This window comes from Streptomyces sp. NPDC093544, assembly GCF_040683495.1.
In the GTDB taxonomy this organism is placed as follows: domain Bacteria; phylum Actinomycetota; class Actinomycetes; order Streptomycetales; family Streptomycetaceae; genus Streptomyces.
Window position 1 is genome coordinate 114,263 of record NZ_JBFBEA010000011.1, and the last position, 11,053, is coordinate 125,315.

Here is an 11,053-nt window from a genome sequence, read left to right on the forward strand (position 1 = left end):
GGAATACGGGTCCCTGGCTCGACGTCTCCCTCGCCTCGCGCCTCGTCCTCGCGGCCGGCCGGGTCACGGACCCGAAGCCGTACCGCGAGGACGAGTAGTCGCTAGCCCTGCTCAGGATTCAGAATCCCTGCCCAGGCCTCAGAACTGCAGGGCCCAGGAGTCGATCCGCCCCACATCCTGCGCCGCGTTGTCACTGACCCGCAGCTTCCATACGCCGTTGGCGACCTCGGAGGAGGCGTTCACGGAGTACGTGGTGTTGATGTTGTCGGTGCTGCCGCCGGTGCTGTACGCCTTCAGCGTGTACGCCGTGCCGTCGGGCGCGATCAGCTGCACCTGGAGGTCACCGATGTACGTGTGGACGATGGCCACCGGCACACTCAGCGCCGCGGGTGCGTTGCCCGTGACACCGCTCACCGTGATCGGCGACTCGACGGTGGTGTTGTCGGCGATCGCGTAGTCCCCGGTGTTCTCGAAGCGCGGCCCGGTCGGCGGCGGAGTCGTCGTACCGCCGGGGACATTGAGCAGCCGGTTCGGCGAGCCCGTGCCCGGGCTGGTGACCACACCGGTCGACGAGAGGTTGATGAGCGCTGTCGCCACCTGCGCGGGTGTGGCCGTCGGGTTGTCGGCCAGATAGAGCGCCGCCGCGCCCGCCACGTGCGGTGCCGCCATGGACGTACCGGAGATGGTGCTCGTGGCCGTGTCGCTGGTGTTCCACGACGAGGTGATCGAGGAGCCCGGCGCGAAGATGTCCAGGACCGTGCCGTAGTTGGAGTAGCTGGCACGGGCGTCGGTCGAGGTGGTCGCGCCGACCGTGATGGCCTCGGTGACGCGCGCGGGCGAGTAGTTCGACGCGTTGGCGTTGCTGTTGCCCGCCGCGATGGAGAAGGTGACCCCGGAGGCGATCGCGTTGCGGACGGCCGTGTCGAGCGTGGTGTCCACGCCGCCGCCGAGCGACAGGTTGGCGACGGCCGGCTTGACCGCGTTCGTGGCGACCCAGTCGATGCCCGCGACGACCCCTGCGGTCGTGCCCGAGCCGGCGTTGTCGAGGACGCGGACGCCGACGATCTTGGCCTTCTTCGCCACGCCGTGCAGGGTTCCGGCGATCGTGCCCGCGACGTGTGTGCCGTGGCCGTTGCCGTCCTGCGCGGTGTTGTCGTTGTCGACGGCGTCGTAGCCGTAGGAGGCACGGGTGCCGAAGTCGCTGTGCGTGATGCGTACGCCGGTGTCGATGACGTACGCGGTCACACCCGTCCCGGCCGAGTCCGGGTAGGTGTAGCTGTTGTCGAGCGGAAGGGTCTTCTGGTCGATGCGGTCCAAGCCCCAGGAGGGCGGGCTGGGCTGGGTCGCGTTGATGTGGAAGGTGCGGTTCTGGACGACGGAGGCGACCGCCGGGTCGGCGGCGAACTCCTTCGCTTCGGCCTCGGTGGCCTCGACCGCATAGCCGTTCAGGGCCTCCTTGTACGTACGCTCGATCGTGGCGCCGTACTCCTTGGCGAGGGCCTTGCCCTCGGTGGAACCGGCCTTCGCGGCGTCCGCCTTGAGGGTCACGATGTAGCTGTCGGCGACCGCGTTGGCCGCGCCGGCGTACTGGATGTGTCCTACTCGCTCCGGCGCCGCGTTCGCGGGGAGGGCGGAGACGACTCCGAGGACGAGCGCCGCGCTTGCTATACCGGCCATTCTTCGGCGGGTGTGACGCATCACTGCCATCTGAGGGATCCTCCTCAATCGGTGGTGCGCTGTTGTGGGGGCGGTGCAGCACAAGCAGACAGGGCCATGTCAATCCACTGTGCGGATCCTGTTCGGACCCGGTGCGAAACCTGTGCTTCAGCCGAATGATTGAGGCTTCCGCAGGAATTGCACAAGGGCCCTGCGGGGACGTAACACACGTGCCATGCGCCAGTCATGACACAACGTCAGCAAACCGTACATCTACCCTGCGTACATGACATCATTGCCGGATTGTTACTGCCCGGTGGACGGCACCCGCGTCCCCGCCGGCTCGCTCGCCTGGTGCTGCCCGGCCTGTCGCGGCCCGCTGGACCTGGACTTCGCCCCGACGCCGGCGACCCTCAAGTCCCTTACCGGGCGCGTCAATTCACTCTGGCGCTACACGGAGTGCCTGCCGCTGGCGGCCCCCACCATCAGCCTGGGCGAAGGCCGCACACCGCTGGTCACGCTCCGGGACGGCATCTCCGCCAAGCTCGACTTCCTGATGCCGACGCTGTCGTTCAAGGACCGCGGCGCCGTACTCCTCGCCGAGCTGGCCCTGCGGCTGGGGGCCCGGCAGGTGCTCGCGGACAGCAGCGGCAACGCGGGGACGGCGATCGCCGCGTACTGCGCGCGGGCCGCGCTGCCGTGCACCGTATACGTCCCCGAGGGCACGTCACCGAAAAAGCTGGAGCAGATCGGGGCACACGGGGCGCGGGTGCACGTGGTCGACGGTGACCGTGAGGCCACCGCGGCGGCCGCGCGGGAGGCCGCGGACGAGGAGGGCGTCTTCTACGCCTCGCACGTCTTCAACCCCTACTTCCTGGCAGGAACCAAGACCTACGTCCACGAACTCTGGGAGGACCTCGGCGGCCGCCTCCCCGACGTCATCGTCGTCCCCGTGGGCAACGGCACCCTGCTCCTGGGCGCCGCCCGCGCCGTCGCCGAACTCCACTCGGCGGGCCTCATCGACCGCCGGCCCGCCCTCTACGCGGTCCAGGCCGCCGCCGTCGCCCCGCTCGCCGAGGCCTGGCACGCGGGCGCCGATGACCTGGTCGGGGTGACCCCGGCGGCCCCCACCTTCGCCGAGGGCATCGCGATCCCGCGCCCGCCGCGGGCCCGCCAGATCCTGCGCGCGGTACGGGACTCCGGCGGCGCGTTCCTCACAGTGACGGAGGATCAGATCCGGCACGCGCAGACGGACTTGGCGTCACGGGGGCTGTATGTGGAGTCGACGGGGGTGGCGTGCTGGGCGGCCGTCCGGGACGGGGTGCTGGGCGAGCGGTCCGCCGTGGTGCCGTTGTGCGGGGCGGGGGTGAAGACCGGGCTGGCTCACTGAGTGACGGCCTTGGAAACCACGCCCGCCAGACGCTGCTGTTCCTCCTCCACGATCCGACGGGCGAGGCCGCTGTCCGAGACGTCGACGGCGTCCGGGGTGTGTTCGGCGGTGTCGCTGCGGCGGGCGTAGGCGTCGAAGAGACGGGTCTTGTTCTTGAGGATGTCCAGGAGGCGCTGGTCGACGCTGTCGGTGGCGAGCAGGCGGTGGACCTGGACCGGACGGACCTGGCCCATGCGGTGGGCGCGGGCCACGGCCTGGTGCTCCATGGTCGGCTTGACCTGCGGCTCGCAGAGGATGACCACGGACGCCGCCTGCAGGTTGAGGCCGACGCCGCCGGCCTCGATCTGGCAGAGCAGCACCGCGTGCCCGGGGGCGGCCGTGAAGTCGTCCACCAGGCGCTGTCTGCGCGCGGCGGGAACGGCACCGGAGATCGGGCCGAACAGCCCTTCCCCCAGGGCGTGTTGGACGGTGGCGAGGACGTCCTTGAAGTAGGAGAACACGACGACCTTCAGACCGTTCTCCGCCGCCTCCGCGACCAGCTCCCGCAGCCGTTGCAGCTTCGCCGACCGCTCCTCGTCGGCGTACCCGGCGCGGCGCATCGCCATGAAGTTCCCGTCCTGGACGGCCTTGCGGTACGCCGCCCGGTCCGCCGCGCCGAACTCCTCCCATTCGTCGACCTGGAGGAGGGCGGGGAGTTCGGTGAGGACGTCCTGCTGGTTGCGGCGCAGATACGCGGGGGCGACGGACCTGCGGAAGACATGCGGGCCCGCGGCCGCGGAGCCGTTGTGAATGGTGGGGAGGAGGCCGGGCTGAAGGTAGCGGACAAGGGTGCGGAACTCCTCGACACGGTTCTCCATCGGCGTACCGGTGAGGAACAGGACACGGTCGCAGTGTCCGGTCCAGGCCGCGACCGCCTTGGAGCGACGGGTGTCGGGGTTCTTCACGTAATGCGCCTCGTCGACGACGAGCATCCCGGGCTTGGTGGCCTCGGCGCTCTTGGCGGCCTCGGTGTCCTTGATTCCCCTTGCGCCCTTGGCGATTCCCTTGGCGCCCTTGGCAATTCCCCTTGCGCCCTTGGTTGTTGCCTTGGTTCTCTCCACGCCCTCGGTGCCGCCCGGCTCGGGCAGGCTGTGCAGCACGTCGTACGTCGTGATCGCGACACCCCCGCGCTCCCGCCACTCCTCGTACGCGTCCAGCCGTTCGGAGCCGTGCACCGGCAGGGCCCGCAGGGTGCTGCGCGCGCCGACCTCGCGCGTCCAGTTGATCAGCACGCTGGCCGGGCAGACGACCAGGAAGTGGCTGTGCCCGTCAGCCGCGAGATGGGCCATCGCCGCGATGGCCTGCACGGTCTTCCCGAGCCCCATCTCGTCGCCGAGGACGACCCGCCGCTGGGCCAGCGCGAAACGGGCGCCGAAGGCCTGATAGCCGCGCAGCGAGACCCGTCGGTGCGTGTCGTCCAGCTCCTGCGCGTGCACCCGCTCGGCGACCTCCGACGGTAGGAACCCCTCGGAGGCCTCGACATCCGGACGCTGCTGCGAGACCTCGGCGAGCTGGCTGTAGTACTCCGTGGAACGCAGCTCGAAGTCGACCCACGCCTCGATGTCGGAGGCAGGTTCGCGCAACAGGTCCGCCGACGCCTGGGCCAGCAGCAGTCGTACGTCCCTGGCGGCGGCGCCGGTGGTCAGCTCCCGCAGTTCCACCACCGCCGCCCACGCGCTCTCGCGCCGCTGCCGCCCCGCGAGCGCCATCCGCAGCCGCCCTCCGGCAGGCCGGGCCGCCGTCAGCAACGCGCCGAGCCGCTCGTCGAGCCGGGTGGCCGCGTCCACGGCCCGGCGCAGCTCCGGACCGGCCTCGACGAGTGTGCGCAAGGCGATGACCAGGGCGGTCGTCCGTGGCTCCGGGTGATCGACGTCGATCCGCACGGAAACGGTCTCTTCAACCGCCCGCGCGATCTGCCGCGCGGCGGCGAGCGCCCGGTCGGCGGTCTGCGCGCCCACGCCCGGCACCTGACGCAGCTCGTACCGGCTCGTGCCGTACACCGCCCGCACCGACTCGAACCCGGCCGCCTCAAGCGCACCGAGCCGCAGCCGCCCCTCGGTGACGTCCTTCAGTCGCGAGACGGGGATGGAGCCGAGCTCCCCGGCGACCAGTTCGGCATGTATCGGCACCAGAGCCGCCCGCACCGCTTCGAGCGCCCGCGCGTGATCGGCGAGCACGGCCCGCGCGGCCCCGTACAACCGCGCACCCGCCGTGACCAGTTCCCTGGCCCGCCGTCCGACCGGCAGAGCTTCGCCGACACTCCCCGGCCGCGCCGGCCCCGGCCTCCCACTCCCCTCGACACCCGCCATGCCGCGCCCCTCTTGTGCCATCCGCCCCGATGCGCGCATCTTTCCACGGAGCACTGACAGTCACGGCCTTGGCCTGATCGAGGGGCAGCCTCCGAGAGGGGGGCCACTTCGTGGGTGGCCCCCCTCTCATCCCTGTCAACGCCCGCGCACGACCCGGGCAATGCGGCGGAGCAGCCCCGGCTTCGGCGTGGATTTCGGTGCCTTGGGGACAGCGACCCGCAGAGAGAGGTCGCTTTGCGGGTTCGTCCAGTACGGCGTGATGCGACGGTCCGGCGCCGTGGGATGCGCCACCGCGGTGAGTTCCTCGGAAACCCCGTCCGCGCGTACTGATCCGAGCCGTGCCGACTTGGCCCAGCCTAGTGCGGAGAGACGTACGGAGAGATCCCAGACCCCGTCGCCGAGCGGGGCGCCGCCCACCGCCGTGGCGGGGTCGAGATCCGCCGTCCCGGTGACCGTCAGCCCGTGGTCGGAAGGGGTGACCGCGGACTCCGTAGGAATCCGGAACTCGGCACCACTGCTGCGCTCACGCAGGACCAGGGCCGCGGACGCCTTCTCGGGGGACGCGCCGCCGATGAGCCGCTCGGCGCCGAAGCGCTGGAGCAGGGGCTCGGGGAGCCCTGCCGGGGCCAGGGTGTGATGGGCTCCTTCGCTGGTGTCGATGGTGCTGACGCCGATGACTCCGTCGCCGGACCCCAGCTCAGCGGTGAAGGCCAGGTGCAGGGTCCCGTCGTCCTTCCAGCCCAGCCCGGTGAGGCGTGGCCGGCAGGCGATGGAGCTCTCCCATTCGGCCACCCGTACCAGGTCGTCCGGGTGGTTGTCGGTGAGCAGGCCGATGGTGAGCCGCTGTGCGGCGGGCAGACCTGCCACCGCGGACTCGGACACCCGGTCGGCGACCGCCGCGCGTGCCGCGTCGAAGAGCTCGCGCCGCTCGGGTTCGTCCAGTTCCAGGAACCGCTTTCCACTCAGCCGGTTGAGCACCTCCACACGCAGCCAGCGCCGGTGAAGCCGGTCGCGAGCGGCGCCGGGCTCGGTGAGGGCGCTCGGCCGGATCCCCGACGGCGGCGGCCACCGGGTCCTGGGCCGCGAGGCGGGCCGGCCCACCCGCGGCATGGGCTTCGACTACGTCCACTCCGCCGTCGACGACCACACCCGACTCGCCCACAGCGAGATCCACCCCGACGAGAAGGTCGCGACCTGCGCGGACTTCCTGACTCGCGCGGCCGCGTTCTTCCACCGCCAGGGCATCACCCGCATCGAACGAGTCCTGACGGACAACGCATGGGCCTATCGCAAAGGACTGGCGTGGAAGGCCGTCCTGGCCGAACTCGGCGCAAGCGGCAGACTCACCCGCGCCTACCGCCCCCAGACCAACGGCAAGGTCGAACGCTTCAACCGCACCCTGCTCGAGGAATGGGCCTACCTACGGCCCTACACCAGCAACACCGAACGCACCCAAGCCCTGGCAGACTTCCTCCACACCTACAACCACCACCGCTGCCACACCGCCCTGGACGGACACCCACCCATCAGCCGCGTCAACAACCCTGCGGGTCAATACACCTAGGCCCTGGGCGAACGCCACCGGCGGAGATGGCGGTCCGGCTCGTCCATGATCGGACGTCAGGTGTCGTGCGGCCCGACGTCCGCCGGTCGCGGGCCCAGGTGATCGGCGAGCAGTTGGGCGAGGTGGATGCCGCGGGTGGCGGCGAGCTGGTCGAGTTGGGTGCGGCAGGAGAAGCCGTCGGCCAGGACGACCGAGTCGGCCCCGGCGCCGCGTACGGCCGGCAGCAGCGCTGTCTCGGCGACCGCGACGGAGACGTCGTAGTGCCCGCGCTCGACACCGAAGTTGCCGGCCAGCCCGCAGCATCCGCCGACTGCCTCGATGCTCGCACCGGCGTCTGCGAGCAGGGCTGCGTCGGCGGTCCAGCCCATGACCGCGTGCTGGTGGCAGTGGGGCTGCGCGACACCGGTGACGCCGTCCAGGCGTGGCGGCGTCCAGCCCTCGGTGGCGGCCAGTTGCTCGGCCAGCGTGCGCGTCAGCCCCTGGGCGCGGACGGCGCGCTCGTCGCCGGGCAGCAGTTCCGCGGCGTCATGCCGGAACACCGCGGTACAGGACGGTTCCAGGCCGACGACCGGAATTCCTTGCCGCAGCGCGGGTTCCAGCGCATCGAGGCTTCGGCGCAGTTGCCTGCGGGCGCCGTCGAGCTGGCCGGTCGAGATCCACGTCAGTCCGCAGCAGACACGCTTGTCGGTCAACTGCACCGCATAGCCGGCGTCTTCGAGCACCCGCACGGCGGCCTGACCGACCTCAGGACTGAAATGCTCGGTAAAGGTGTCCACCCACAGCAGCACAGGGTTTCCGATCCGGACGGGCCGACCGGCGAACCACTGCCGGAAGGTCTGCCGGGCGAATTCCGGCAGCGGGCGGCGCGAGTCGATACCGCCGAGTCGCTTGGCCGCCGCTGCCATGCGCGGGCGGCGCGTCGCCGCGTTGGCCAGGCGCGGCGCCTTGGCGGCGATCCGGGCCCAGCGTGGCAGCCACCCCAGGGCGTAATGAGATGCCGGGCGCGGGCGGTGCCGGTAGCGCTGGTAGAGGGATTCGGACTTGTAGGTGGCCATGTCGACGCCGGCCGGGCAGTCGGCCGAGCAACCCTTGCAGGACAGGCAGAGGTCGAGCGCCTCGGCGACTTCCGGCGCGCGAAAGCCCCGCACCAGCGAGCCGTTCGCCAGCTCCTGCAGTACCCGAGCCCGGCCGCGGGTGGAGTCCTTCTCGTCTCGGGTGGCGAGGTAGGACGGGCACATGACGCCGCCGGCCGCGGTCGTGTCCGCACGGCACTTGCCGACGCCGACGCAGCGGTGCACCGCCATGGACAGGTCGCCGCCGTCGTGCGGATAGGCGAAGCCGAGACGGGTGCGCAGCGGTTTGGCGGCCGGGACGCGCAGGTCCTGGTCGACGGGTGCCGGGTCGACGATCACGCCGGGGTTCAGCAGGTTGGCCGGGTCGAAGGCGTGCTTGATCGCAGCGAAGGCGGCGATGGCGTCGGGTGAGTACATGTAGGGCAGCAACTCACCGCGCGCCCGGCCATCGCCGTGCTCGCCCGACATCGAGCCGCCGTAGCGGCCGACCAGTTGCGCTGCGGCCACGACGAACTCCCGGTACCCGGGCGGCGCGGTGTTGAACGGGAAGTCGATACGGGCATGTACGCAGCCGTCGCCGAAGTGACCGTATGTCACCCCGTCGAGACCGTGCTCGCTCATCAGCGCACCGAACTCACGCAGGTAACCGGGCAGCTGAGCGGGAGGAACGGCAGCGTCCTCCCATCCGGGCCACGCCGGTGCGCCGGCGGCGGTTCGGCCGCCGAGCCCGGCACCGTCCTCGCGGATGCGCCAGAGCGCACGGGCCGTCGCACCGGTGACAATCACCGAGTCCAGGCAGCCGGCGTCGACGATCAGCCGCTCGGCCTTCGCGCGGGCCTCGGCCTCTGTGCCACCGGCTGTCTCGACGAACAGCCAGCCGTCGCCGCGTGGCAGCTCCGGTACGGCGGCCGCACCACGGCGGGAACGCACCACGTCGACCAGCCGGACGTCCATCCCCTCGATGGCGACGGGATGGTGCGGCAGCAGAGCGGGCACGGCCTCGGCGGCGGCGGGCAGGTCCGGGTAGCCGAGTACGGCCAACGCGACGGCCGCGGGCGAGTCGACCAGCCGTACCGTCGCGCCGAGGATCACGCCGAGCGTGCCTTCGGTGCCGACGAGGAATCGAGCCAGGTCGGCACCGTTCTCGGGCAGCAGATGTTCCATCGAGTAGCCGGAGACCTGCCTGGTGAAGCGGCCGAACTCGGTGCGGATCGGGCCGAGGTGCTTGGTGACGATGCCGTCCAGCGCTGAGCCGTAGGGCCCTGCCGCGGCCAGCCCGTCGCGGCCCTGCCGGCGGGCGTCGACGCGGTCGCCCGCGGCGGTGAGCAGGTCGATCGCGCACACGTTGTCCGCGGTGCGGCCGTAAGCCAGCGCGCGCGAGCCGCAGGCGTTGTTACCCAGGGAGCCGCCGATCGTGGCGCGCGCGTGTGTCGAGGGGTCCGGGCCGTAGCGCAGCCCGTGCGGCGCCGCCGCGGCGGTGATGTCGTCGAGAACGGTGCCGGGCTGGACAACGGCGGTGCGCGCCTCGGCGTCGAGCTCCAGGACGGCGTTCAAGTGCCGGGAGAAGTCCAGCACGATGCCGCTGCCGACCGAGTTGCCGGCCGTCGAGGTGCCGCCCCCGCGGCTGGTCAGCGGGCTGCCGGTCTCGCGCGCGACCGTCATGGCGGCAATGACCTCGTCGGTGTGCCGCGGGAAGGCCACCACGGCAGGAACGACGCGGTAGTTGGAGGCGTCGCTGGAGTACTCCGCCCGACGTCGGGTACTGGCGTCGACGTCGCCCAGGCCGGCCCGTAGAAGGGCCTCGGCCAGCTCGCGCGGGTGGGTCATTGAACCGTTCTCCGTCTCTGCGTCTCTGCGTCTCTGCGTGTTTGCGTGTTTGCGCGACCGGCGATCCGTTGACGCGACCGGTGATCCGTTGCGGTGGCGCGCCGGCGGCAGCCCGCACTCACCGGGCTGCCGCCGCGCGCCGACGATGGTCCGCCTCGTCGTAGCGGCCGGCCCGTCATGTCATGTCGATGGCGATCTTGAACTGGCGTGGCTTGGGGACGAGAGCCGTCTCGAAGGCGCGCTGCACGTCGTCCGCGGCGAACACGTCGCTGACATAGGCTTTCTGCAGCTCTGGGTGTACCGCCAGATAGGCGTCCGCTTCGGCCAGGACGCGGCGGCGGTCACTCGTCCAGCCGGCCCGCAGCGTCAGGTTCTTGCGCAGGAACGTGAGCATCTCAAGCGGATACGTCGCGTCGTCGGGGATGCCGAAGTAGAAGATCTGTCCGCCCGGGGCGACCGCGTCGACACAGACGCGCAGCGTGCTGATCTGGTGTCCGACGGCCTCGACGACCAAGTGTGGCCGGCGGCCCTCGACCAGGCTCGCGGCCCAGCGGTCGGCATTGGACGTCACTACCTCGGACACTCCGAAGGTGGCCGCGTCCGCGCTCCGGTCGGCACGGTCCACACCCGTCACGCGGGCACCGCGGTGGGCCAGCACGTGACTGAACAGCAGCCCGATCGGCCCCTGGCCGAGCACGGTGACCTCGGCTCCGTCGATGTCGGGAATCTGCTCGACGGCGAACAGCACGCAGGCCAGTGGCTGGATCATGACCGCGGTCGTCGGAGTGAGCCTCTTGTCGTACGTCGCGAGCCCCTCGCCGTCGCTGACGACGTACTCCGCGATCGCGTCCATGCCCGACGCCCAGCCGACGACGAGGTCGCCCACGGCGTGCTCGCGATGGTTGGTCAGGACCACCTCGCCGACGACTTCGTGCATCGGAAAGCCAGGGATCCGTGCCGCATAGCCTCTCTTGTCCTTGGGATGGTCGAACACCGCGCCGCGGAAGTTGGGCAGATCGCTGCCACAGATGCCGCCGGACAAGGTGCGGAGCAGGACGTGTCCTGGCGGCACATCCTTCTCGTCAAGGGTGGGTGCGTCGATGCGCTGGAACTGCCCGGGTGCTACCAAGGTCTGTGTCCACACGGTTCTGCCTCCTGTGAGGTGTGAGGTGTGAGGTGCGGTGGCTGAGAGGTG

Annotated in this window: 6 protein-coding genes and 1 pseudogene; 2 read left to right on the forward strand and 5 right to left on the reverse strand. The window is 71.0% G+C overall.

What is annotated here, in order from left to right:
• Positions 1–138: 138 nt before the first annotated feature.
• Entirely contained in the window at positions 139–1,707 is a 1,569-nt protein-coding gene (locus AB0N66_RS18470; protein WP_365435580.1) for a S8 family serine peptidase, read from the reverse strand.
• Positions 1,708–1,942: 235 nt separating this feature from the next.
• Between AB0N66_RS18470 and AB0N66_RS18475 the strand changes: the two genes are divergently transcribed.
• On the forward strand, positions 1,943–3,046 hold the full coding sequence (locus AB0N66_RS18475; protein ID WP_365435583.1) for a threonine synthase: 1,104 nt from the start codon (positions 1,943–1,945) through the stop codon (positions 3,044–3,046).
• On the opposite strand, the gene AB0N66_RS18480 is transcribed toward AB0N66_RS18475, so the two are convergent.
• Together AB0N66_RS18480 and AB0N66_RS18485 are read right to left on the reverse strand one after the other, a co-directional pair.
• Positions 3,040–5,394 (reverse strand): DEAD/DEAH box helicase, encoded by a 2,355-nt coding sequence (locus AB0N66_RS18480; protein WP_365435586.1) that lies wholly within the window; start codon positions 5,392–5,394, stop codon positions 3,040–3,042. The two genes, AB0N66_RS18475 and AB0N66_RS18480, sit on opposite strands and share 7 nt — an antisense overlap.
• A gap of 135 nt (positions 5,395–5,529) precedes the next feature.
• Complete coding sequence (locus tag AB0N66_RS18485; protein WP_365435589.1) at positions 5,530–6,372, reverse strand: hypothetical protein; 843 nt, start codon at positions 6,370–6,372, stop codon at positions 5,530–5,532.
• Positions 6,373–6,424: 52 nt separating this feature from the next.
• On the opposite strand from AB0N66_RS18485, the pseudogene AB0N66_RS18490 reads away from it, so the two are divergent.
• Positions 6,425–6,958, forward strand: a pseudogene (locus AB0N66_RS18490) (integrase core domain-containing protein); the annotation flags it as partial.
• A 56-nt stretch (positions 6,959–7,014) separates the two neighbouring features.
• Here the strand turns inward: AB0N66_RS18490 and AB0N66_RS18495 are convergent.
• Both AB0N66_RS18495 and AB0N66_RS18500 read right to left on the reverse strand, forming a co-directional pair.
• Entirely contained in the window at positions 7,015–9,858 is a 2,844-nt protein-coding gene (locus AB0N66_RS18495) for an FAD-linked oxidase C-terminal domain-containing protein (RefSeq protein ID WP_365435592.1), read from the reverse strand.
• 175 nt (positions 9,859–10,033) lie between these two features.
• Positions 10,034–11,002, reverse strand: coding sequence for a zinc-binding dehydrogenase (locus AB0N66_RS18500; RefSeq protein ID WP_365435595.1), 969 nt, complete (start codon positions 11,000–11,002; stop codon positions 10,034–10,036).
• Positions 11,003–11,053: the final 51 nt, after the last annotated feature.